General features: G+C 39.2%; 19 protein-coding genes. 9 read left to right on the top strand and 10 right to left on the bottom strand.

Going from position 1 to position 25,235, the window contains the following annotated elements:
• Positions 1–103 precede the first annotated feature (103 nt).
• The 3 genes from NZM04_05500 (at position 104) to NZM04_05490 (ending at position 2,814) form a co-directional block, all read left to right on the top strand.
• Positions 104–316 carry a hypothetical protein gene (locus NZM04_05500; protein MCS7063486.1) on the top strand — a complete coding sequence of 71 codons (213 nt, stop codon included), beginning with the start codon at positions 104–106 and terminating at the stop codon, positions 314–316.
• A gap of 150 nt (positions 317–466) precedes the next feature.
• A complete protein-coding gene (locus tag NZM04_05495) occupies positions 467–1,558 on the top strand; it encodes a hypothetical protein (protein MCS7063485.1) in 1,092 nt (363 codons plus the stop codon).
• 365 nt (positions 1,559–1,923) lie between these two features.
• Positions 1,924–2,814 (top strand): DNA adenine methylase, encoded by an 891-nt coding sequence (locus NZM04_05490; protein MCS7063484.1) that lies wholly within the window; start codon positions 1,924–1,926, stop codon positions 2,812–2,814.
• A 248-nt stretch (positions 2,815–3,062) separates the two neighbouring features.
• Here NZM04_05490 and NZM04_05485 read toward each other — a convergent pair whose 3' ends face one another.
• The 7 genes from NZM04_05485 to dnaN all read right to left on the bottom strand — a co-directional run bounded on the left by NZM04_05485 (position 3,063) and on the right by dnaN (position 11,039).
• Positions 3,063–3,644 carry a hypothetical protein gene (locus NZM04_05485; protein ID MCS7063483.1) on the bottom strand — a complete coding sequence of 194 codons (582 nt, stop codon included), beginning with the start codon at positions 3,642–3,644 and terminating at the stop codon, positions 3,063–3,065.
• 10 nt (positions 3,645–3,654) lie between these two features.
• The gene (locus tag NZM04_05480; protein ID MCS7063482.1) at positions 3,655–4,605 is read right to left on the bottom strand and encodes a type II secretion system F family protein; all 951 of its coding nucleotides are present in this window, start codon (positions 4,603–4,605) and stop codon (positions 3,655–3,657) included.
• Between the two features lie 12 nt (positions 4,606–4,617).
• Positions 4,618–5,613: a hypothetical protein gene (locus NZM04_05475; protein ID MCS7063481.1), complete on the bottom strand. Its 996-nt coding sequence runs from the start codon at positions 5,611–5,613 to the stop codon at positions 4,618–4,620.
• Between the two features lie 30 nt (positions 5,614–5,643).
• A complete protein-coding gene (locus NZM04_05470) occupies positions 5,644–7,161 on the bottom strand; it encodes an ATPase, T2SS/T4P/T4SS family (protein MCS7063480.1) in 1,518 nt (505 codons plus the stop codon).
• 13 nt (positions 7,162–7,174) lie between these two features.
• Positions 7,175–8,533, bottom strand: a complete 1,359-nt coding sequence (locus NZM04_05465; protein MCS7063479.1) for an AAA family ATPase — start codon at positions 8,531–8,533, stop codon at positions 7,175–7,177.
• Complete coding sequence (locus NZM04_05460; GenBank protein MCS7063478.1) at positions 8,530–9,639, bottom strand: SAF domain-containing protein; 1,110 nt, start codon at positions 9,637–9,639, stop codon at positions 8,530–8,532. Before NZM04_05460 ends, NZM04_05465 begins: the two co-directional genes overlap by 4 nt.
• A gap of 173 nt (positions 9,640–9,812) precedes the next feature.
• The gene (dnaN, locus tag NZM04_05455) at positions 9,813–11,039 is read right to left on the bottom strand and encodes a DNA polymerase III subunit beta (GenBank protein ID MCS7063477.1); all 1,227 of its coding nucleotides are present in this window, start codon (positions 11,037–11,039) and stop codon (positions 9,813–9,815) included.
• Positions 11,040–11,328: 289 nt separating this feature from the next.
• Here dnaN and NZM04_05450 point away from each other — a divergent pair, with 289 nt between their 5' ends.
• Together NZM04_05450 and NZM04_05445 are read left to right on the top strand one after the other, a co-directional pair.
• A complete protein-coding gene (locus NZM04_05450) occupies positions 11,329–12,108 on the top strand; it encodes a hypothetical protein (GenBank protein MCS7063476.1) in 780 nt (259 codons plus the stop codon).
• Positions 12,109–13,949: 1,841 nt separating this feature from the next.
• Entirely contained in the window at positions 13,950–14,891 is a 942-nt protein-coding gene (locus NZM04_05445; GenBank protein MCS7063475.1) for a hypothetical protein, read from the top strand.
• Between the two features lie 8 nt (positions 14,892–14,899).
• On the opposite strand, the gene NZM04_05440 is transcribed toward NZM04_05445, so the two are convergent.
• Both NZM04_05440 and NZM04_05435 read right to left on the bottom strand, forming a co-directional pair.
• Positions 14,900–17,365 carry a hypothetical protein gene (locus tag NZM04_05440; GenBank protein ID MCS7063474.1) on the bottom strand — a complete coding sequence of 822 codons (2,466 nt, stop codon included), beginning with the start codon at positions 17,363–17,365 and terminating at the stop codon, positions 14,900–14,902.
• Entirely contained in the window at positions 17,319–17,831 is a 513-nt protein-coding gene (locus tag NZM04_05435) for a hypothetical protein (GenBank protein MCS7063473.1), read from the bottom strand. The genes NZM04_05440 and NZM04_05435 overlap by 47 nt, the downstream gene beginning before the upstream one ends.
• A 604-nt stretch (positions 17,832–18,435) precedes the next feature.
• Here NZM04_05435 and NZM04_05430 point away from each other — a divergent pair.
• From NZM04_05430 to NZM04_05420, 3 genes are all read left to right on the top strand, one after another.
• Positions 18,436–19,350 (top strand): hypothetical protein, encoded by a 915-nt coding sequence (locus tag NZM04_05430; protein MCS7063472.1) that lies wholly within the window; start codon positions 18,436–18,438, stop codon positions 19,348–19,350.
• A gap of 462 nt (positions 19,351–19,812) precedes the next feature.
• Entirely contained in the window at positions 19,813–19,980 is a 168-nt protein-coding gene (locus NZM04_05425) for a hypothetical protein (protein ID MCS7063471.1), read from the top strand.
• An 18-nt stretch (positions 19,981–19,998) separates the two neighbouring features.
• Positions 19,999–20,295, top strand: coding sequence for a hypothetical protein (locus NZM04_05420; protein ID MCS7063470.1), 297 nt, complete (start codon positions 19,999–20,001; stop codon positions 20,293–20,295).
• Between the two features lie 212 nt (positions 20,296–20,507).
• Here the strand turns inward: NZM04_05420 and NZM04_05415 are convergent, their stop codons facing one another.
• Positions 20,508–24,347 (bottom strand): hypothetical protein, encoded by a 3,840-nt coding sequence (locus NZM04_05415; protein MCS7063469.1) that lies wholly within the window; start codon positions 24,345–24,347, stop codon positions 20,508–20,510.
• Between the two features lie 132 nt (positions 24,348–24,479).
• Between NZM04_05415 and NZM04_05410 the strand changes: the two genes are divergently transcribed.
• The coding region (locus tag NZM04_05410; GenBank protein MCS7063468.1) for an IS1 family transposase at positions 24,480–25,235 on the top strand (756 nt) is incomplete at its 3' end.

Here is a 25,235-nt window from a genome sequence, read left to right as displayed (position 1 = left end):
TTCACCGGCGCACTTGACCCAGTTGGCTACCGGTTGCGCACTTGAAGCGCCGATTGTGCCCGATGCGTCGGAAGCTGTGGCCATCTAGATACATCTCGACGGCTTGGCGCGGGATTCTAGGCGGGTAGCCGATTGGGTTGGGCTGCGGGGTGAAATGACGATTGCAGGCCTTGCACAGGTCTCGCTGGCTACTGAGGTGATTCTTGCCTGGTTTGACCCCCGATTCGCTTATGTCTCTTTGGACACTTCATGCATCCGATTTTATTTACTCCCGACAGAGGCGGATTGCTTTGGGCAGCATGCTGATGGGCAGTGACTGCTATTCGCGTTATTTGCAGGAGGTGTGAATTAGCTATTCTCGTTCAGGTAGCGTACATGATGATAAGAGCTAGACGCAGGCCTACACGAGTATTTATGGGTCAGAATATTGCTTGAAACACGAAGAAACGATTAGAATATGTTACCCATGACAATCTTTGACCTTCCATATCTCATTCATGAGATGCCGGACGAAAGTCGTTTGCGTTTCAGTCGTATCTTTCGTGTGGATCATGTTGTCGGGCAGTGTCGAGTGCCGCAGACTATGCGTGCATGGGTTGAATCACGTTTCGGTTCAGTGGCCGCAGCAGAACATCAGACTGTGGTGAGTGTAACCAACCTGATCACCTTTGACGGTGCGTTGTTTAATCCACTAAGGCGACAGCGGCCTATGACTATAGACGATAATCCTACACTCGTCACATCATCGGGAGATGATATGTTTGCCTGCCCTATGGATATGACTGCTGAAGATATGTTTGGACGGGTGCGCGGTGAATATTGTATTACGGCCAGTAACATTGCGCGCTGGGAAGGACATGGGGCTGTGCTCATCTTTGACGAGCCGAACCCGTTAGTCTTCACTCGCGAGCATCTGCGTGATTATTTTAGAACATCGTTGGTATGGGCACACCGTGCACATCAGCAAGATCCACAGGCGCGTTACTTTATTTGGATATGGAATGGGGGTCCAAAAGGGGGAGCCACAATCCAGCATGCGCATGCGCAGATTGCGTTAAGGCGTGGCATGCATTATGCGAAGGTAGAAATGTTGCGCCGCGTAGCGCTTAATTATCACACTCAATATCGTACTAACTACTTCGATGATTTACTTGCTGCACATGAGGATATCGGTCTAGGCTTGAGTGCCGGACGGTTGCGCGGCTTTGTATATCTCGCAGCTAATCGTCCTAAGGACACGTGGATCTATGGTAGCGCGTTTGATGATGATTTAGCGGATGCACTCTATGGAGTCATGAGATTAATGATTGATCGTACCAATATGCGTACCTTCGATGTTGCTGTGATTATGCCACCTATTTTCCCGCCTTCTACAAAGTCAAGATCCGCAGACGATCAGGACGAGGAAGAGGATTGGTCAGGTTTTCCGGTTATCGTTCGGTTATGCGATCGTGGTGCGCCACATGCACATTCATCAGATATTGGAGCGCTTGACCTTTATGCTCACAACACCATTACAAGCGATCCCTTCGAGATAAAAAGGTTATTAGAGGCTTAATCAAATACTGAGATGAATGACTAGGTATGGCAACTATAAGAAAGAGCATCGCCTGTGGTATACACAAGGATTATCCTTATGCATAAGAAACAGGTAATCATGTGTGATCACCCAATTTCGTTGCTGCATGATCAATTTAATGAGACTTTTCGATGTTAGGGTTTTGAGCAACTATCTGTCGCTTTTATCCGAATTGATATTTCCATGGGTCAATGATGGCTATGGTTTTATTTTATCAATTACGCGCATCTTTGTTATTTATATGAATGTAGAGTAAATATTAATATATCGGCCATGATCATTTACGTCTTGATGATTGTTCTTGCTTTGCTTTCATATTAAAGTTGCGATGTAAAATAAATATTATGCAGCACGGACTATTTTTAAATCACACAGAGAAGTTGTATTATCCTCTTAAAACGAACATTTCATCTCTTCCTCATTATAGCCCTTTCCGTTACCCAGGTGGAAAGACTTGGTTAATACCGATCTTTCGAAAGTGGGTAAGGAGCTTATCTAAAAGACCCTCCTTGCTTATTGAACCATTTGCAGGAAGTGGTGTGATTAGCCTTACTGCTTTATTCGAACATCTTGTAGATCGGGTAATCATGGTTGAAATTGACGAAGAGGTATCCGCAGTATGGCTCAGTATTCTTAACGGAGGTGCTTCTTTGTTATCCGATCGCATTCTGAAGTTCAATCCATCATACGATGAGGTTCGCAAAGAACTAACTAAACCGGCCGAAGACATCCATGACAAGGCTTTTAAAACTATATTAAAGAATCGTGTGGTACATGGCGGAATACTTGCAAAAGGGGCTGGATTAATGCGTTTAGGGGAAAAGAGGCGAGGAGTTGCTTCGCGGTGGTATCCAAAAACATTAGTACAACGTATTGAGGCGATCACACAAATTGCCCATCTTCTTGAGTTTAGACAAGATGATGGCATGAAAGTTATGCTAGATTTCATGGATGACTCAAATGTTATCTTTTTTATCGACCCGCCCTACACATTAGGCAAAGAATGTCACGGAAAGAGGTTGTATAATCATCATGACATAGATCATCGTTTGTTACTAGAAAGATGTGCTTTGTTAAAGGGGGATTTCATCGCAACATATAACAATGACGAAGAGGTTAAAAAAATTATCGCAAATTATAGGTTAGATATGCGTATATTACCTATGCAAGGTAGACTTGGCATAACGCGATATGAACTATTGATAGGAAAGAATTTAACATGGCTTGATCAATAAACAAAAGAGCCGTTCATTTTATATACACAAGTGTAATGCTTATATCAATATCAAATTAGGCATGGGATTTGTTGATTTATTTCGCCCCTCTTGATATAAAATTTTGTATTCAAATATATACTCTTAGGTCAATGGCATAAATCATGTATACTTACTGCAGCATAAAATAAACTCAAGCTTCATACATTACTGATCATCATCGGTTTGGATTATTACAGAGATCGATTTGAAATGTGCCGATAATTATATCATGACTCGTTAGTTTCTCTATGAAAGTGACGATAGTATATTAAGGTGGCTAAATTATCTGACATGCCGAGAATATAAAAAAGGATTTGATTCTCTTCGCTAACTCCACGTTCAAATAAGCATTGTCTTATGCGTGCACGCATAGTATTCGAGATAATCTCGCATTCGCCTTTTATTTGCCAACCGTCTGAAAATAACAACTGGTCTATTTTGTCGTATAATTTTAAAAACGATTCTTCATCTGATTTTTCTATTTCGGCAGATAAAATAACTCGCTCATAACGGCTATTTCCTGATGTATAAGTACGAATAAGCACATCTAAACCGATATTTACAGCAGCGATATCATCAAATTCTACGGTTTGAGTATAAGGAATACTGAGGTCAACGATAAATTCTTGTGGGTAATTTAAATCATCCCAAACTCTATCTAAATACACTGGTTTTTCCCATTTAGATTCTGCGGTATTTGAGTTGTTATCCGAATTTATTTGAGACATAATAAGCGCAACTATGGAAATAATGAATAAAATTATAGTTAAGAAATGCTTTCTTAAGATATCTGTAAATTGACCCAACACGCCATGTACCTTAAAAGAGAGAAATACCAGTCACAAATGGCAATAAGAACTGGATCATTACCGAGATGACTGCAATGATGCTAGGCACTAATGCTAAGGCTTGATTGCGGCGTGTGCGGGTAGTCAGCACAACTTCCAGATTGTCATATGCTCTTTGAGCAGTCATTCTCAGTGCTGTTGATACTGATGTGCCCTGTGTTTCTGCAGCGTGCAACTGCATGAAACCTGTTGAGACGATGGGGACATCTCTTGTTCTTCTTTGTGCCTCCAGGAGAGTTTCTGACAATGGTGTGCCTGAAAGGTATCTTTCGGTGATGCGTTTTAGTTCATAAAATAAATAACCTGTTTTCGCGGGGGGATAGGCGACGTAGTTTATGATAGCTGAGGCTAATGAGTTGGTTGCGTTATAGTTGATCAAAATAGCAGACATAGCACTCGGGAATTCGACCAACATATCCATTCTTCTTTTATCTACCATATTTTTAATCTTACTAAATTGCCCGTTGTAACCTAAATATCCTGATACTGGCACGAATAAATAGAGTAATGCAGGAATTGGTGTGCTGAGATTAAGAATTACTAGAAAACCGGCGGATAGAATTGTCCATAATATACCATAAAAGACGGCTTGCGTATATAGATCACCTATGTCTTTATATTTTCCTGGATATCCTAATAAATCCAGATATTCCTCATACATATTTTTACGGCTATCTCGTTTAGCTAATGCCTTAGAAATCTGTGCGAGATAGGTATTAGAAAAGCTGATCGGTTCATTTTCAGAGAGGGAAGCTCCTTTTAATAATTTTTCAACGGCAACTTGTTCAGGACGTAATATAGGGAGGACGATCGAATAAAAAAATATACCAATACCTATTGCAAATGCCAGTGCTAAACCCAAGATCAGCGCGCGATTATTTAACCAGTTGATCAGGCTGTCGAAGAGATTAAATATTTCCATATGATATCCTCCTTACAGTAGGCGATCCTCTTCACTGAAGTCATAGGAGATACCCTGGTATTGATCATAGACGTTGATACCAGCAGCAGCAACACGTCTTGAGAAATACCATGATAGCCCTCCTCCGATCATGGCTACAACTTGTGAGATGACGCCAGTCAAGCTGAAAGGATTAATGATGCTCAATCCAGACTGAGGATCGTTAGGAAAGAGCAAACTTACTAAGAGTAAGGCAACTGGCGGGAATAGCGCATAACTCACACCGACCATGCGTGTTTCAGTGAGCGTGGCAGAATACTTCTCTAGAATATTAAGCTCTTTGCGTGCAGCATTGATAATATCCTCAAGGAATCCGGATATGGAGCCTCCACGTTGCTCTGCTGCAGCAAGTGTATTAAAAAAGCTTACCCAGAAGCTATCGCTTGCGCGGGATCTGGCTATACTTTCTAAAATTTCATGCATGGCACGATTTCCGCTCATATAGGTACTATAAATCAATTCGAAAACTGGCTTTAACATCGGGCGTGAATAATTCACCATATCTTTAATCGCATTGACGATATTGCCGTGAACAGACATCAGATTTTTGAAATTTTCTACAGTTGTGATGAATTCCTCTTTGTATGTTAGAACCAGGCCTTCGAATTTGTACACACAATATTCGTAATAAGCATATACACCAATGATCAGACACAGGATTGCTGCGACGAAATAATTTTGCAAGCCGAAGATTACAGCTGGAATAGCGCCGATCAGCAATCCGCGCACTATTAATTCTTCTAATCCTATATCCATGCCCATATCTCTGATCTTAGCATCAATCTGTTGGACGATATTAGCTTGTCTGATTTTATTCTCTGGCGTATTTTCTATTAATATCACCCTAGCTGGCAAAACTAAAGCGGCCCAGGTCAGCAAGATCCCTGCAGCAAAAAGCAGGGCTATAACGATTTGTATCGGTGATAGATTAGATAAAACGTCTATCACTTGCAGAATAGTTTCGTCCATATCCCGTCTCCATGTTTGTGTTGTATTTATTCAGCGATGACTGAATTCCTGCCAAAATTTACGTCGTCCATTTAACGCATCCTCGATCATTTGCGCTGATATACCGGCATTCGCCATATGCTTAATTGTCATTTCATGTGGCCGAATACCGGTCCACACCAGTTTTTGGGCCGCATAATCGTATTTGAAGAGCGTATTAATCACGGGGCGATCTTCTCTGAATATACCGGGTGATTCAGCAATTTGGACTACAAATCGTTTTATTTTATCGTCTGCCATACGTTCGCGTTGCAAGAAGATGAAGATTTGAAAGCCGCTGAGGATTTGCCTTCTGATGGCACTATCGGGCATAGAGGCAACGGAGGGTGATTCTCTAGCCAACAGCAATAGGCGTTCGATGATTTGCTCTGGCTCTTCTGCGTGCACTGTCAACAACATGGGGTGGCCGCTATTGGCCAGCTTGATGGCTTCCCATGATGCTGCATCACGCACTTCCCCGAAGACAATCCTTTCTGGGATATGTCGCATGCTGGCTATTGCCAGATGATTTTGGTTGTAGCGAAATTTTCCAGGTTCTTGGCTTTGGAAACCGGTTTGGAAATAGCTGACGATGTTTCCGGGTACATTTAATTCGCGAGTATCTTCAATTACGATCACGCTTTCGTCGTCCGGCAACATATTACACAGTGCTTGCAGCATGTTTGTTTTACCACATCCTGTTGAGCCGGCTACCACTATGGACAACCGCGCTCTCAATGCCAACCCGAGGAAGGATGCTGCTTCGCTGCTGATGCTGTTGAGGTCAATCAGCTGTTGCATGCTTCTAGCGACGAGCGTCGGCACGCGAATGGTAATGCGGAACATTGGATCTACTAGGGGGGTGTAGATCACTGCAACACGTGCACCATTGAGCAAGCGACCGTCTATGATGGGATTATTTGGATTAACGGTCTTTCCCTCGCGTGCGAGATGGCGATTGATAATATTCAGTATTTCCACTGGGTCGAATTTATTTTCTATTTTATATCTGCCCGAATTACATAACGCCCATGCCTCGCAATATATTTCCCCTTGTGTACTTTTGCGCGTTAATAAAACAATATCCTCTAAATCCTTATATCGCTTAAAGATACCCTCTAAAGGTCCGAGCCCAAATTGAATGTTGTATATTTCATCACGTATTGTATTGATGACGGACTCATCCACGCTAGGCAATTTTCCGTTTTCTATTTCTCTTTTAGTTTGCTGAATACATTGATCAATAATTTGTATGACCTGAGCTTTTATTTCATCATTTGGGTTGTCTAATTGTCTCGGATTAATTTTAGAGTTTTCAGGTTGTATAGCTTTATAATAAATCTGTTTGATATATTGCCTAATTGTCGTTTCAGGATCTTGGTCGGATTGTTTTGGTGCAGTTTGTTCCTGAATAAGGATGACACTGGTGCTTTCGACCGGGTTTATGGGTTGATCGAGCTCTTGAGGTGGGGGGGTTGCGATGGACTTCAAATCAACAGAGGGTGTTGGTGGTGTTGATTTTCTGAACATCTACAGACCTCCTTTAAGTTTTCTTTGCAAACATACCCAAAAGTCCTTTGCTCTTGGGTTTTGCCTCAGTTTGAAGAGGCACATTTTTTTCTAGCGCATCTAGTGCAGGGAAGAAGATTGTAGCCATTTGTCTTATGGCCTGATTAACAGGATTACCTGGCGAAATGACAGGTAATGGTTTTTGCAAGTTAATTGATCGTATAATATCTCCGCTTGTGTCAAGCGGAACGATACCACCTAAAGAAATATTAAGAAATTGTGCCATATCTTTAGGTTTTGGTGATACTGCCTCCATCCATTGATTGACTATCAAAATATTTTTCTCATTACGCCATAGCGCAACATCACTGCTACTTTGTTTAAGCGTGTCTGCTGCATATTTCAACGATCTGAGTATGCCGATGTTTTGTGTGGTGATAATCATCAAACGATCGCAAACCTTAATAGATGCGAATGGAAGCGGATCATAATAGCGTATGCCGATATTAAATATGACAAAATCGTAATTACTCTTTGCATAATTGATAAGAGACACGACAAACGATTCAATGTTAGAAATATTAGCCACATCTTGTCGCGTCCAATAATAAGGATTACGGACTCCGGGCACGATATATAGATTTGGTATATCACTACATTGATAGATATGATTCTTGATTATATTATCAGACAGATTCTTTTGATTGGCCTGATATAAAGTCATCATTGAGAATAAATCTTTTTTGGCATCAATACCTAAGTATATATCCAGCTTAGCGCTTTCAGTGACTGCATCGATCAACAAGATAGATCTTCCTCCCTCTTTAGCCAAAGCGACGGCCATTTCCCGAGCTAAAAAAGTCTTCCCTATGCCATTACTAGCGCCCCACAGGCCTATGACGAGCTTTTGCCAGCCTGCTCGTGCGATGACATCACGTATTTGGCGATTAATTACCGGCGTGTATTTATTGCTATTCCTAATTTCTTCTGCTTTGTTTATAAACGACGGTATTGATGATATTAGAGAGACAAACTCATCATCACTTAGAGGATACGGTGCGAGGGCATAAAGGCCTTTTTGTGATAATGCTTCTTTTTGTGTGTTATCTTTATAGAGGCATAAAAATACGACTGGCTTATTACCGGAAGCCAAAACAGAAGCGCTTTTTTCTGCGACAATGCCGATATTTTCATTCGTCAGGATAAAATTTGGGTCTACGATAATCACATCAGCTTCATGAGTAGTGATACCTTCGTCTATGGCGCCGATATGACTAAGTTGTGCGATGACGTAGAGCTTATCTTCTCCTTGATATGCGCTGCATGCCTGTCCTATCTTTGCAGCTAAATCAAAAGATCTGGATAAAACACATACAGCGATTTCTCGGCTCATGGTGTTTCCTCCTCGGCCTCTTGACCGCTTTGATCTTGAACTGGCGTGGGGGTATATCGCATAATCACTGCCTCCATATATTTGTCTTTATCGCGCTCCACGCCAGGGCGGGAAATCCATGCCTCTCTAGTAGCTATAATTGCTGCATGGATTTCAGGATAAAACAACTCAAAATATCGCTCATATAAAGTATGAGTAATCACTATTCCTCTTTGTATAGAATCCTCCATCTTAAAACGATACAACTTACCATACACATCTAAACTGATCGGGAGTACTGGGACTGCCTTTGTGTAATCCCCGCCGAATGGAGAGGACAGAGATATTCTCAATCTATCGGTTGCTACTGCGAAATTTATGACATTCTGATACTCTCTTGGTACGACTAAGATGATTGCTTCAATATCGCCCTCTATGAATCTACGATTATCTCCACCTACGCCGAAGTTAGGATTTTCGACTAATGCGCGCCGAACATCGATAACCGGAACTGCTTCAAGAATAACGTCTGAGATAGGAAATAGGACGACAGGCGTAGCAGTGATTGTTGGTGTAGGCTCAAGAACTACATCATCTGGCACTGGCGTTGCCGTCGGTGGCACTGGTTGTCCAAAACCTGCGAAAGGTGTAGGACTTGGTGTGATGACAACGTCAAATCCCCCGCTTTCAATAATGATCATAAGATTAACCTTGTCACCTATACCTATCTTAGGCGGGATCAATTGCGGCCTAATAGGTATTGACATAATAACGTTACGTGTGTCAGTGAGGATGGCCGCATATCTGGAAAAGTTGTTAGGGGAAGCCAATTTCGTGATCATTACGGGCTCTCCTCTTGCGACAGGTGCAAGGAGACGAAACCCGATTACGGCATCTTGATTACGGGGGGACGCGTAGAGCCTTAACAAAGATGGAGGCAGATTAGAGACTTCAACTGATGTAATATCTCCCTCATTTATAATATCGCCGAAATTCAAATCTTTGTTATACACCAGTACAGTCGCTGGTGGGGGTGAAAACAAAGAAGCGAAGACAATAAAGCCTGCAAAAGCGCCCACGGTAATCAATATACCGATTAAAGCTAATACTATTCTTATCGATTTCATCTCGCTTATTATAACATCTGCGTGTAAACATATCAAGTCACCCCCTTGTTATGTAAAAATGCGTGATATCCATGCACATAAATATGCAGAGCTAAATAATATTTTTGCACTTATCGTGCTCAAATTTAGCCCGAGAATTGATATAACACTATCTAGTGAAATAATTTTATCGGTCAGACTGACTTAGTATATGATTGAGCAGGAGATAAATACATCGGCATAATCAAATTCAGATTGTTGTTATCTGGTGATCTTATAATTACTGGATTTTTTTCGCCATAGATCTCGATTACCGACTCAGAATGTGTTATTACTGAAAGCGCCTGAATTAAATAATCTATATTTACACGAACTTGACTGGATATACCAGATGCGCGTATGATATCTATACTACTCTCGCTACGTCCAAGATGATCAGTTTCAGCTCTTATTTTCAAGACACTTTCACATAATGGGTCTTCGTCGAAATCTTTTGAGTTAGAGGTTGTATTACCATCTTCAATGTCTTCGTTTTTTTCGTCAATATTTATATACAATATCACAGAAGAATCATTTTCTCTTGCGATAACTGCTGCTTGTTTACACATACGTATAAATTCATTTGTATCTATAACTGCCATTGTTGTATATGAGTTAAATAAAATTTTTTTATAATCAGGAAAAGAGTAATCGAGGAGCTTCATGATTACTTCATAACTATTAGATCTGAAGAGCACGGATTGTCTATCGGGTAAACTATATAAAGTTAAGGGCATATCTTGATCTTCACGATGAAGGATGTAGCTTAGCGACATGAGGAGTTTAGAGGGAATAACAAACTGCCCTGGCTTAAATATCTTATCTGAAATTTTTTCACAACGACGACTCAAACGAAAACCATCCGTAGCTACACTCATTATTGTATCAGATTGTATATCAAGTAATATTCCACACAGAGTGGGGCGTTTTTCCTCATCGGAAGCAGCAAAAGAAACGTCCTCAATTAGTCTGCGCAATACGGTAGGCTGAAATGTACTTATCATTACTTCTTCCGCATGCGTATCAAATGCATCATCAATGCTCTTAAAGCATTTTATTCTGGCAGATGATTCTTTTCCTCTTACGCGGAGAGACAAGGATTTATCCTCGAATTTGAGTGAAATTTTATCACTGCTCAAGAGATTGATATACTCATAAAAAATACGATAAGGAACTGCACAAACTCCTTCTTCCTTAATATCAGCATTGATCCATTTATTTATGTGTATAGTGTCATTGCCTCCACTTAATTGTAGTTTTCCGTTTTCTGCAATAAGCTTGATATAACCAGATGTATGTATATTTTTCTTGTCGATCGAGATTACTCTTTTCATGATATTGAGACTGTGGAGAAGTTGGTCTTTTAAACAAATCGCTTGCATTTCTTTAATCTCCCTCTTTATCGCCTCATGTGATGTATAGACTATTATACACGATTGTGTTGATGATCTTTTTAGTCGGGAGTGAATAAAATTAGATGAATGAAGTTTCCAGGGAGAAATGAACGGATTGACGACTAAACCTGGCAAGAATCACATCTGTAGCTAGATTTATCTGTGCAATGGTTGCAATCGTCATTGCACATCTTAACCAAACCCAATTGGATACTTGCCTAGAATACCGCACCAAGCATTCGAAATATAAAGGTTGTAAATGGTTATAATAGAAGACATGAATAGTGATTATTCTCTCTACTATTTACTATACGCCGTTCATAAATCTACTGGCTTGCCTGATACATATGAAAAAATAAATCATTTATTCAATTCATATCCAGAAGAAGTATTATATTTTCTTCGGTATATTTGCCGCAGTGTATATGATGTTAGGGGGGCAGCAGCTATTAAATTTTTAATAGACAAAGGATTAGCTACACAACAAGAAATATATATAACCAGGGAGAATATAAATGATCCAGCTTATCGCTTAGTCTATTTTTATTCATTATACAAATCGGGAAAGCTTACAGACGTAGAAGAAATTAAAAAATGCATAAACGACTTAGATATACACAAATATATTGAGCTGGAGAAAATTATTTTTGATTCGGTTGACTCGGCGATTCAAAATATAATTGTATGTTACCTAGAAAGAAATTTGGCAACAAAGACTTGTCAAGCTATTTTATCTTGCTTTATAGACGATGTATACGAATATTTTAGAGATAAGATTAAAAAATTAGTGGTGAATAATTTCGATCAATTTTTCTATGAAGCTGTATCTATATTATATTCAATGGCTCAATCCAAAAACCCAGATTGTCTGAATGATTTGATATGTTTGTATCATGAAACTCATGATGCGTTCCTAAAAACTACGATATTAAAAGTTATGTCAAGCTGTGTATCATTAGAAACTGCACGTTTTTTCGAGATCATATCAAAAGAAAACGAACACTGTTCAATGGCGTTAAATTCGTTGACTGATATTTATCGCACAGTAATTTTGTAAAGAATGGTAATTTGTTTTACTACATAATGAGTAATTATGGAAAACCTATAGAAACTGGATTAATAAAAGATTTTGACTCATACCTAATAAATAAAAACAAATGTGTGCATGCTTTTTTATAGACACAAATATAGACACGGTCTCTATAATTAAACGCAACGGCAAATTATGAGCCTGTACATTACAAGTAAAGCTATAAAAAGCGCCGTGCTTATAATATCCCTATCATGCTCTTCTTGATAGCTATCCATTTCTTCACCTCCGATCTATCTTCATGGTTACCTGAGATGTAGATATTGAGAAGTGCCTTAAGAGAGAGACGAACTAAAGGCACTGCAACACTGCGCGTAACTCATCATCCCTTGTTCCCTCATCTGCTCAAACAGCTGCACACAAGTACCAAGCAGAATGACAGCGTGCTAGACAATGTGAAAGATTGAGCCACGCATCACTTGCTCAAACTCATCAGGGTACGACCCACGGCCGATCAGCGACAAATTTTTTAGCCGTTAGAAGTCCTCCTCCTGCCAAACATCCACTATGTCGTCAAACAGCGAGACAAAACGCAACTCATGACGGAAAGATTCTTTGAGGTAGATCAAGTCGCGCAACCTCGTTGAAACGTCCTCGATAACGCGATGAGCTGCGGGCGGGAGCTTGTAGACAGGAGAAAGATGAATGCTGTGAACTCGGGCACACGCACAACGTAGTCAACTGTTTGCATCTGCCCTGACCGACCAAGGTATTGGGCAGCGCGCTCGAAGGGCAAGCTACGCTCGGCCAACCAGTCGCTCACCTCGTCCGCCATGCTCTCCATGGCTCTAACGCGCGTTGTGAAACACACATTTGTGACCCGCACCACGGCCAGGGCGACATCAAAGACGCTTTACGCTAACTCGCTTTTCTGGGCAAGACGCACGAGCTGACCCTGCACGCGTTCCAAGTTGAGTGTCACGCATACGTCATCCACAAGCCGAGCCTGTTTGGGTGAAAGCAGACCGTCACATATCCGCATTTCCAGACAGTCAAATGCCTCATCGAGGTCTGTCATCTGAAAAGCGCCGTCACGCTCAACGACAAACACGCCCTAGCAGTACTCATCAGGATAGAGTAAGGGCGTGTGCACACACACAACGCCCTTGTCGAAGGCTGCATACTTGAACAACGCCAGCCCTTTGCGCAGACTGGTGCGCACTGTCTCAATATATATATCCATAAGCTACCTCATGGGTGCTGTATGCATATACCTTCTAAGACTCAATGTCTCATATCGCCCTTGTGTTCGATTTTAGCTTCTTAGCATAATCTTAGGCTATTCCGCATGGCGGTGATGTTTTTCGGCTCATAAGTTTCATTATCTTGATGACTTTGATGTCGTTGATTTTTAGTAGTCTTTTCAATCTGCTTACAAAAAGGATTGCTGTGATAATTGCTAATACACAAATCATACACACGCGCGCCGAGATAAATCACGATATATAAGAGCTTCTTTTTGTGTGGATTGTGGTATCCGTTTACTAAATGCGGACAACTTGCTTTAGATTGATCCCGATCGCAAAATTTTTGCGCAGGTGATCGCTCCTGAATATGAAATTCAATCAATCTCAACGGGGGTGTCTAGTGTCAGATACATGCTACGCGCTGTGCTACGATCTCACCCCTAAATCCCCCTCACTCTGGAATAGGGGTGTAGAGATGAAGATAAGCCGATCCAATCTGTCCTTCATTCACGGTGTCATTCCAAAAGTCTGTTACTGCCTCTCTCCTATATGATGCGCAAGTCCTGTAGATGATCTGCTTGCAGATTGATTTTTTAGCGGGCGTGTGTTATCATAACAAGCATGGTAGGTAATATCATAGGAAAAGCGATCACTTACCCGTTCAAAAAGCCTCAGCTTCTGCTACTCGGGTTTCTCGCTGAATTTGGTACTATAGCTTTTAACACGATTAATCCTTCATTAGGATTAACTCCAGATTCGATTGCATCTGGTAATCAAGCTCTTCCGGATATTTCTAACCTATCTCCATTCATTGCAATCTTGGGTTTATGCTGTGTTTTAATATTTTTTATAGTTGTTTTCGTATTTTTATCAACTATATCTTCAACTGCAATGATCAGTATTGTGCAACAAAGTGAGGCAAATCGTACCCCTTCCTTAAGTTTGGCTTTCTCAGTTGGTAGCAATAGGTTCTTAAGAGTATTCTTTATGAGGCTTCTGTTAAGTATCCCAGCAATCATCATCGGTGGAATTTTGTTCTTACTTTTTGGGGGGGCTTTTATTCAAGCATTAAACGCGCAGAATACACCAGGAGGTTCGACTAATCAAATGGATGTTTTCTCATTATTGTGTGCTGCATGTGGTAGCATATGTTTCCTTGGGTCATATGGTATTATCGCCCAGATCATTCGTGTATTAGGCGAGCCGGCGATAGTAATAGAAAATAGAGATATATTTTCGTCCATGTCCCGTGCGTGGAAATTATTCACAGGAGCAATAGGAAGCTACATAGCTGTTTTTTTGGCTATTTTTATAATCGGCGGTATTATTAATTTCATATCCTCTTTATCAAGCCAACTTCTTGCAGGAGCGCATATAGCTAAACTTATTGAATCCGGCGAGGGCATATCTGTATTTATCGGTATAGCCAGTAGCGGGTTGGCTTTTATTATTAATTCGGTCGCTTTTTCATATTTATCTGGGATGACAACTAGCGCGTGGTCTTTGTTCTTTATTGAGAATGCTGCACGAGAAGATCAGTCATCTCAATTGCAAGCAACATAATATATAGATCAATCATCTTCTTCTCTTTTATAAATAACTTCAGAAGCTTCATCAGAAACCCATGTAATTTTAAATCCACATGCATACAAATATTCTAAAGCCATAGCCAGAGTAGCTGATATCTTGCGCCCACGATAAAAAACATGTGGATCAGATCTGGTTTGCCATAAATCACGCAGATGACCATGAGCAGGATATTGCTGAAAAGCCCACTGCTCCATTTCACCGATACGTTGGGCTCCTGCTATGCGCTTACCTCCCGCTGGCTGAAGGATAGAAGAAAGAAAAATATTTTTTTCGTCGAAGCTGACGTTGATTTTCATACATGCTAAGTGATGCAATACAATATAATATGAATAACCAACTAATATAGGTTTCTCGGTATATACACCATTCGGTAAATTTAAATGAAATGTGCATGATTCGGGGCTGCCACTGTAGCGAAACCATGGAGATCGAGTTTTGTAGAAATCCCGGATCTTTTTACAAAAAGATATCAACGCCTGAAGTGGAAATTCTTTTTTTATATTAATGCCCGGACTAATCAAAACATCTCTTATGCAATTATAGATAGTTGTTTTGTCTAATTCGTCACTTGTTATTTCTTGAGATATATTAGCGATATGTTTCAAGATAACATCGGTCAAGATACGCCTATCCTCCTCACTAGGTGCGCTTAACTTTTTTAAAGCATGCCAAGCTCCATATCTTAAATATAGTGATAATTCTTGCTCTAGAGCGCCATATGAAAGCAATAACCAAGAGAGGCATGATAGTGTTTTTAATGAAAAAACTATGTCTTGAGATGATATATTATGACTGACATCGATATAACATCCCAAATGAAATGCATTCCATCCACTAACTGTTTCGAATATTTGACCTAAATTCATTCTTTTAAAAATACTGAGTGGATTAATAAGAATAGAAGGGCACACATCTGAATCCGGAAATTTGGGCATATGGCTATGAGGTAATATTTTATTGACGACTCCTTTATGGGCATAACGATTGACAAGTTTATCTCCTACATCTATTTCATGCACTGCAGTTGTTAATATATCTACCATATCAACCTTTTTTAATTTTCTAACCTCTTTTACGTATGCGTATATATTTTCATTCCATAGCAAAGGATGCCCAGTGTCTGTCTTAGAAACTAACACATCACCCGGTTTAATTAAATAGCCTTTCTTGATTATGCCATCTTTATCGTATTGAGGCATATTGTTTTTTTCAGGACAATAATGTGATCTTGATATGAAATCCACAAGAGTTTTTAGCTTATGACGTGCATCTTCTTCATATAAAACAAAGCCGTCTTCATAAGTGTAGCCTTGATATGGTAAATAAGCCACTAGCAGATTAGTGCCGAAGGGTATATATGAAGACATAGAAGAAGAGACAGATCTAACTAATGGAATCTCATGATTAACCATTGGGAGGCCTTGGCTGATATTTTTTATTGCTATAGACATCCTTCTACGATCATTAAGGTTTAAAAAAGGAATTGTCGAAGCTATACGTCCCAAACCTTTTTCGTTATTATCTAAATATAAGCCTCCATTTCCACTTATTTTAACTTTTTGATGTAACTCTAGAATAAGTCCTATATTTTTATTTTTATTGCGACCAGAAGTAAAACGTACATAAGGGCATGTGAAAATGCTTAAATCCTTTTTTTGCGACTCAAACATCCATAAATGATGAGGATGCGCAAAAATTAAATGTGTCCAAGTACTAAATGCCAATGGTGATCTTAAATGAAAAGGTCTTGTATAAAGGTGATACAAAGTCGACTTAATATTATCCCATTTTCTTCTAATTTTTCGCAGTGTTGTATCACCACCATTTTCTATTTCATCTATAAATAAAGATATCAACATAGAATAAGGGCTTATATAAAAAACCGAATCATTTACATCTATATTATCATCGCTTATTATGTTATTTATCAATTCAGTTCTTTTATCTATTTTATTAATATTTATCAACTCAATTCTGTTTTTAAGAAAAATGTCCACCACCTCTTTTTCTTTCAGTATATAATTCCTTTCGTCATGTGATTTCATCCGCCACAAATTAAGGCTAGGTATATAAAACAGTTCCGCTAATAGAGGCTCCTTAAAATACAAATATCCCGGTACAACAGCGCCGATATAGACATAAGGGTAAGGCTTGTTATGGTATTTATCGCAGATGTTGCCAAATTTTCCAAATACAGGTAGATATAATTTTATTTCTTTTAGTTTTCTGGCATGACATTTTTCAGTTGATATAATCTTCAGAAATGGCACATCTTTTGCATTTACATCATATTCTATATTTGAAGCAATACAAACTTTGCCCTGTATTTTAATTTTTATGTAATTTGAAAGAAAAATGAGCGCAGATTCCATGCTTTTTTTAAAATACTCGTGAAATATATCATCTTCGAATAGCGTCAACGATTTCCAACCGGTTTGTTTTGGCATAACCATCCTCTTTTATGACAACACAATAATCTAACGTGTTCGTAAAAATGAAATGAGACACCCCATCTTGAGCAACAGGATTATGATATGTTGATAAATAATAAACCAAGCCATACGAATTGATATCTTTTCCGGAACTAATTAAACTATGTTCGTGTAAATTAAACATGACGCGCGGGAAGGTCTGTAATAATGAATAACAATAGCCGTGTTCATTCTGCCATATGCCTTTTATAACATATAAATCAATACTATCTTCATCTAATTTTATCTCATAATGTACTATGTCATGGTCACTACTTGTTATACTTTTGACCTCGAATCTATTATAATCCTCACCTAGTAAATTTACTATGATTTCTGTTCTTGTATTTATCACCGGCAATTTTTGGGTATTAATAACCAATGATAATAGTACTACAACGGCCATCAAAATAGAAGCGATCAAAATGATTAGCCTTTTCATGCTCTTCCTCACTATTTTAACATCATGTGTCACATGGTAAATATCATCACCTTGGTGTGTCTAAACAAAAATTCTTGTTTATTTTATCAGATAGCTTTCGTCATCTGGGGCATGCTTGCTTGAAATAAGCCTGCCCATTCTAGCTTTGTACAAATGATTCAAGTGACTGACAAAACGCAGGCAAATACTTTAATCAGCGCTGTGTTCTTCGGCCTAAGCAGATAAGATTTCCACAAATTTGGCAAGACTTATTTTAGCTTAACAAGCATGTTATTTGTCATATGCAACCATAGACAGCTTCTACAATAGTTTATATTAGTCCGAATTGTTACACTTACTGAGGCTAAAACTAGTTAAGAATAACTATTAGTATAGATAGACAAACGTACGATAATTAATCAATTTATTATAAATATTTAAACACCCCAAAATTTGATATAAAATTATATAAAAATACTACTAATTATAATCCAGCATGCATTATATTTAGAATAACCATGAAATGGTTAAAATTTTTTATCCTATAGTTAGCTATCGTTATGTTACAAATCTCTCGACTTGTCATATCTTGACCCAAACAGCGTATAGAATTACAATGATATGTATGCGAAAGAATGTAAATAGCCCCATACACGTTATTACCTTGATTATTCTCTTAATATCAACCAGCATATCTTTATCAGGTTGTTCAGGCATTGTTAATCGAATAATAAACAATACCAATCAGAATACAGTAGTTGATCCTCTAAATGATGAGCAAGAAAATATATCTAGAGAAGAAGAAGTCAGTACGGTTGTGGAAAATACCCCAACTGAAAAACGAGATAGCAGAAAAGAAAAAAGAGTTCAAAAACCAACACCTGAACCAACTGAAGAGATTGTGGTAGAAACAACTAAAAATGATCAGGATTTGCCGCAAATAACAAAAGAAGAGGATGATCAAGTAAAAACCGATCAAAACTTGGAGTTACCTACAAGATTAGATGGATATTGTCCCGATATGTACCCAATCAATTACATGCTAGATAAGAAAATGGTCTGGGCGATATATCAGCAAGATGAAAAAAAGCCTGCCATGGAATTTACGGCTATATTAAAGCCATTCAAAGTAAGAGGAATAGATGTATACAAATATTCCATTCAGTCTGTGAAATTATCTAGATATCAGGATGAACTGAAAGAAAGACTAGAGAAATTCATGAATGTCAATGCAGGGGCATGCCATGATAGAGTATTTTATAGGATAGATGAGAATAATATCCTCCCACTATTTGTTGAATTCGACAAATTAGAGACCTTGGCTAAGAGCGTAAATGAAGCTGTAAATAAATACAACAAAGGATGTAGATATAATATCATAAAGGCCATGGACTCCAATATATCATACTTCCAATGGAGAAATGTCCTCGAAATAGATTGTCAGTCTGGTAAGTTTTATTATTCCCAACATTGGGGTTTAATTAAATTGCAAGCGCGAGATTTTTATATCGAGTTGATGTATACTGAGAAGATAAGTTAAATAGAAGAAATACATAGATAGACATGGCTTTTATTTATATAAACATCATCATTTAGATAATTTTTGGTGTCGTTTTTTATTACCGATATTAAAGCAGTGAATTAGCTGATATTAATTGCGTGATTATTATTACCCAATAGTTCATCTTTAAAATAAACCGATGTAGCATACGTTTTTGTGCCATAATTTATTTTTTTTACATTAAAAGACTTAGTGCATACATCCTCTTCAATAGAAAATGATGTATTTTTATTTTTTTAAATTATTAGCTATTATATAATATATGCTTATTATATCATTCAATAAAATCATGGTTTTAGTTCTGTTCAGCATACGCACATTTATAGCAACAATGAAATTTGTTCTGGACAAAAAGGTTGATGGTTTTTAGATTTTGCCTTGAATGTCTACATCTGTAGTCCAAAGCGGCATACCCACTTAAGCCATCGGTGCAATACTGAAATGCGCGTATCACTTGATCCACCACAGCTTGCAACACTGCTTCATCGCGGGATAGAGTATCTACCAGCACATCACGCAGCGCGTCCGGCGCTCGACCTGCGTGATGAGATCGTCGCGTTTTTTACTCCCGACGAATGTGAACTGCTCTCAAGCTCGACGATAGGTTAGTCGTCTGTTGGGAGGGCTGTGGGATGGGAGTCAGCCAAGATACGTTCACCGGCGCACTTGACTCTGTTGGCTACCGATTGCGCACTTAGCACGCAGATTGCGCCCGACGCGTCGGAAGCTGTGGCCATCCAGATACATCTCGACGGCTTGGCGCTGGATTCTAGGCAGGTAGCCGATTGGGTTGGTCTGAGGGGTGAAATGACGATTGCATGCCTTGCGCAGGTGGCGCTGGCTAACGCTGTGATTCTTGCCTCGTTTGACCACCGATTAGTTTATATCTATTTAGGCGATTTATATATCAAATTCATTTACTAGCCAACAAATTACATGCGCATGCGTTTTTGTATAACACATGATTCATCCTGCAGTAATATACCTAAAGGCACGGAAATTTTCATGTTTATCGAAGAATATCTATTGTGTACATCTTTCTACTGTTCTGCAAGTTATTATCTCGCTCTATTAAATATATCATATAACAAATCTATGTGTCTTCGTAAAAATAATTACATCTTACTTTAATTTATCTACATAATCTGATTGGGATTAGATTTATTGAAGTTTATCAATTCTCCATTTTCACATATACCTTCTATGTTAAGTCCCATGGCATTTAATTCTTTCACCAAAACCATTAGAGTAGAAGGTACTGTTGAGACTGAGAACTGAGTGTCATTATTTACAATAGCATCGTAAACTTTAATTCGACCTTCTACATCGTCAGACTTAATGGTCAACATTTCATGAAGCGTATGAGCAGCGCCATAGGCTTGCAATGCCCAGCATTCCATTTCACCCATTCTTTGGCCGCCGAAATTGGACCTTCCTCCAAGAGGTTGATGGGTGATTAACGAATATTGGCCGGTAGATCTAGCATGACATTTGTCCTCAACCATATGTGAAAGCTTGAGGATATGTAAAACTCCAACAGTTATTGGGCGATCTAAGCGGCGTCCAGTCCTACCGTCATATAAAATAAATTTACCCTCTGTTGGTAAAGGTATGTCTTTTTCTTTACTTATCTCGTTTGCTTTCTTCATTATTTCGTCATCCGTAAGCCCTTCTATATCTAATAATTCTTCTAACCAGAATTTTGTACAGTACCTAATGGTGATATCATCATACTCCGTCCATTTTGGATTATTAGGATCGTAGTTTATTCCCATCAAGATATCTATCAAAGGATCGTCTAATCCTTTATTTTTAAGCCATATCCTTGTCGCTGTTCTTTTTATAGAGTGCAAGTTGTACTCAATATCCTTATAATTTTCCGAGGATAGAAACGAGTATTTGTCTTGTATATTATATATATAATTAACCATCAAATCTAAATCATCTTTCATGCTCTCCACTGGGACATGATTTGCAGTCATAAACAAAACTGCCTCATTGAATAAATGCTTATATGCTTTATTAAACAACCATGCTCTTGCTAAATCTGCTGCTATCTGTGATTCATTTGCACTATTAAATGCTGGAGATATTGCACGGAATCCTAGTTGATCGGAAACCCATCCAAGATGCGCCTCAAGAATTTGTCCAATATTCATACGCCCGGGAATTCCAAGAGGATTTAAAACGATATCGATTGGTGTGCCATCTTCTAAAAATGGCATTTCCTCCATTGGTAATATCTTAGAAATTACACCCTTGTTTCCATGCCTACCTGCCAATTTATCGCCGATGGATATCTTCCTTTTCTGCGCCAAGCTCACACGCACTTTCTTGATAGTTTGAGGTGGTAGGTCACGATCAAATACTTGCACATCAATGACAACACCGTGCTTGCCGTGGGGTACTCTTAATGATACATCCTTAACTTCTTTGCTTCTTGCGCCAAATATAGCACGCAAAAGACGGTCCTCAGGAGTGGGATTATGTTCGCCAACTGGCGCAATTTTTCCCACTAGTATATCACCCGCTTTGACATAACTACCTATACACACTATCCCGTTTTCATCTAGTCTGCTTGCATCTTCATGTGATATTCCGGGAATATCTTTTGTTATTTCCTCATCCCCAATGTTAGTATGTTTAGCTTCTATCTCATATTGTTCGATGTGGATAGAAGTTAGGACATCCTCACGTACTATTCTTTCGCTAATTAAAATAGCATCTTCGTAGTTATATCCTTCCCAACTAATAAATGCTACGAGGACGTTAGCTCCTAAAGATAGTACACCTTGAAGGGTACTATATGAACATGCAAGCACATCACCTACTTTAACGCGGTCTCCCTTATTTACACATGGTATTTGATTGAAACATGTATTTTGATTTGTTTTTTGCATAGATTTAAGTGCGTAATGATATAAGGCACCATCTGATTTAACAACAACTTGTCTAGATGTAACACTTACTACTTCACCTTGTACAGTTGATCGAATGATATGATTGGTATTACTAGCAACATGACTATCTAAGCCTGTTGATACGAGAGGTGGTGTAGCTTGAATTAGGGGGACTGCTTGACGTTGCATATTTGCGCCCATCAGGGCTCGTGCAGCTTCATTATGTTCTATAAATGGTATGAGTGCTGCACTTATACCAACAATTTGGGCATAAGAAAGATCTAAATAATCTACAAGATCTACCGGTGATCTCTGTATTTTGCCGCGATGTCTGACCTCAACATATGTATCTAATATTTCACCCAGGTCGTTAGTCTTTATATTAGAACGTGCTATGATATATTCTGATTCATCGTATGCAGCAATATAAACAACATCGTCTTTGAAATCTATATAAGGGAAGACTTGGATTAGTTCTTTCTCCCGAATTGACGAAATGATCTCGGCATGACTTTTCTCTATTACATCACCTTTTCTTACCACTACATTACCTTCATACACTATATCCTCATATGCACGGCGGCCTATAAGTTCATGCAAAACATTTCTGACGAATTTTTTAACTTTTCTATAAGGAGTTTCGATTAATCCATAATTATTAACTCTAGCATATAGAGCGATTCTTGATACCAAACCTATATTTTTACCTTCAGGAGTCTCGATTGGACATATACGGCCATAATGGGTATGATGTACATCACGTGCCTCAAAAGAGGCGAATTCTTGACTCAGACCACCTTTTCCTAATGCAGTTATCGTTCTTTTTCCAGATATCTCACTCAACACGTTGGTTTGATCTATGATCTGTGAAAAGGATGATGTATTGAAGAACTCTCTAATTGCGATTTGCACGGGTTTAGTATTAATTATATTAGATACAGAAGCCAATTTCTTTTGTTGTAAAAGAGTTGCATTGTTTTGAAACAGAGAGATCATTTTTAGTATTCCCTTCCTGAAGGGATCATAAATTAGATCAGCGACTCCTTTTACTTGTTTATTACCTAAGTGGTCGTAGTCATCTGGAGATCTCTTGCCGGTATGCACATCTATTAATGTCTTGAAGCTCATGATAAGATCTTCTATGTGTAAAATTTTATAATCCAAGGGAACATCTAATCCTAATTTCTTATTAATAAGAAACCTTCCAGTATCTGATAGATTGAAATATCTTAAGTCAAAGAATGAAATTTCTAAGATCTTTGCAGCTTCTTTCAAGCTAATCGGACTATTAGGCATAATTATCTTAGCTACTTCTATCATGTATTTACTATAGGACAATGAATCGCTAAAAACTTTACATTCCTCTTCGACTGTAGTTTTAAGATATCTTTCAGCATCCGATTCGCAAAGTTTTCCGTATAAATCAAAAACATATTTATTCGAATTATTATCCGCTTCGGCATTTTGTTCAATTAAGGCTAAGATGCCTTTTATGAATACATCAAAAAAAATACTTCGAGACCTCCCTATTTTGACATACGCGGCATTATTTTTCCTTATTTCAATATTGATTGGCTTACCATACATCGGAATTATTTTAGCTGATGTATGTATAGCTAGACCATCTTTTTTATCAAGAGAGAAATATACACCGGGTGCCCTAACAATTTGAGGTACAACAATTCTCTCGCACCCATTGATGATAAAAGTATAGTCAGGGGTCATGTATGGAAAACTACATATAAAAAGATTTTCCACCAACCATTCCCCGGATAATTTATCATTCAGCGCTATTTTGCAATATAATTTAGCACTGTATGTCTTTCCATTTAAGCGACATTCTTCTGGCGATGAATCAGGTTCATCAAACCAAAATCTTAAACCAAGCTCTTTTGATATTTTATTACTCGAAGGCAGATATAGCTCGTATCTTCCATCATGTGTTCTGTTGATGTTATATAATTCAAAGACCTCAGATATTACCTTCTCTAATCTTGAAAATGAATATTCTTGAAGATGGTTCAGATGAATATAAGATGGGTGAAGTTGCAGTGGCGAGTACTGTTTGTAGATCATAACTAGAAGTGTATTATAACTAACATCCCAAATTGGTCAACACCATCGCCGGAAAATATGGAGTCAAGAAAGGTTTTCTGGGAGTAAATAAAATTGGATACATGAGGTGTCCAAAGAAACATAAAATAATCAGTGGTAAAACGAGACAAGAATCACAGCGGCAGCCAGCGCTACCTGCGCAAGGCCTGCAATCGTCATTTCACCCCTCAGCCCAACCCAATCGGCTACCCGCCTAGAATCCCGCGCCAAGCCGTCGAGATGTATCTGGATGGCCACAGCTTCCGACGCATCGGGCGCAATCTGCGTGTCAACCCACAATCGGTAGCCAACTGGGTCAAGTGCGCCGGTGAGCGTGCCTTGGCTGCCCCCATCCCACAGCCCCCAACCGACGACGATACCGTCGTCGAGCTCGATGAGCTGTTCACATTCGTCGGGAGTAAAAAAACGCGTCTATCTCATCACACAGGTCGAGCGCCGACGCGCTGCGTGATGAGCTGGCAGGTAGCCCTATCCCGCGATGAAGCGGTGTTGCAGGCGGTGGTGGATCAAGCGCCACGGGCATTTCAGTATTGCACCGACGGCTTCAGTGGGTATGCTGCTTTAGACTACCGTGGCGGGTGGCATCTGGTTGCGCCGGGCAAGTCGCAGACCTATTCGGTTGAAGCGGGGCATGCTGAGTTGCGGCACTCTCTAGCCCGCTTAGGCCGACGGACGCGGTGCTTTTCGCGGGTGTGGAAGCGCTGCGGCGGTCGGTTGCGTTGTTTGTGCAATGCTGGAATCGGCGGCAGCTGTTCAAGCAAGCGCATCCGGGTTATAAGAGCTATCCGCGGGACTACGCGAGTATTTGGATTTAGGCACTCCCTATCTTTTTTGCTTCGCAAGAGATGT

The organism is Candidatus Methylacidiphilales bacterium (assembly GCA_025056655.1).
Lineage (GTDB): Bacteria > Verrucomicrobiota > Verrucomicrobiia > Methylacidiphilales > JANWVL01 > JANWVL01.
This window is presented reverse-complemented; position numbering and strand designations above follow the sequence as displayed.

What these genes read in the sequence shown, in the direction of transcription:
- NZM04_05445 (MCS7063475.1), top strand. Translation starts at nt 13,950, where the DNA reads ATGGTAGGTAATATCATAGGAAAAGCGATCACTTACCCGTTCAAAAAG.
- NZM04_05465 (MCS7063479.1), bottom strand. Translation starts at nt 8,533, where the DNA reads ATGAGCCGAGAAATCGCTGTATGTGTTTTATCCAGATCTTTTGATTTA.
- NZM04_05490 (MCS7063484.1), top strand. Translation starts at nt 1,924, where the DNA reads ATGCAGCACGGACTATTTTTAAATCACACAGAGAAGTTGTATTATCCT.
- NZM04_05480 (MCS7063482.1), bottom strand. Translation starts at nt 4,605, where the DNA reads ATGGAAATATTTAATCTCTTCGACAGCCTGATCAACTGGTTAAATAAT.
- NZM04_05475 (MCS7063481.1), bottom strand. Translation starts at nt 5,613, where the DNA reads ATGGACGAAACTATTCTGCAAGTGATAGACGTTTTATCTAATCTATCA.
- dnaN (MCS7063477.1), bottom strand. Translation starts at nt 11,039, where the DNA reads ATGCAAGCGATTTGTTTAAAAGACCAACTTCTCCACAGTCTCAATATC.
- NZM04_05450 (MCS7063476.1), top strand. Translation starts at nt 11,329, where the DNA reads ATGAATAGTGATTATTCTCTCTACTATTTACTATACGCCGTTCATAAA.
- NZM04_05440 (MCS7063474.1), bottom strand. Translation starts at nt 17,365, where the DNA reads ATGCCAAAACAAACCGGTTGGAAATCGTTGACGCTATTCGAAGATGAT.
- NZM04_05495 (MCS7063485.1), top strand. Translation starts at nt 467, where the DNA reads ATGACAATCTTTGACCTTCCATATCTCATTCATGAGATGCCGGACGAA.
- NZM04_05470 (MCS7063480.1), bottom strand. Translation starts at nt 7,161, where the DNA reads ATGTTCAGAAAATCAACACCACCAACACCCTCTGTTGATTTGAAGTCC.
- NZM04_05415 (MCS7063469.1), bottom strand. Translation starts at nt 24,347, where the DNA reads ATGATCTACAAACAGTACTCGCCACTGCAACTTCACCCATCTTATATT.
- NZM04_05460 (MCS7063478.1), bottom strand. Translation starts at nt 9,639, where the DNA reads ATGAAATCGATAAGAATAGTATTAGCTTTAATCGGTATATTGATTACC.
- NZM04_05425 (MCS7063471.1), top strand. Translation starts at nt 19,813, where the DNA reads ATGCGCGTATCACTTGATCCACCACAGCTTGCAACACTGCTTCATCGC.
- NZM04_05430 (MCS7063472.1), top strand. Translation starts at nt 18,436, where the DNA reads ATGCGAAAGAATGTAAATAGCCCCATACACGTTATTACCTTGATTATT.
- NZM04_05435 (MCS7063473.1), bottom strand. Translation starts at nt 17,831, where the DNA reads ATGAAAAGGCTAATCATTTTGATCGCTTCTATTTTGATGGCCGTTGTA.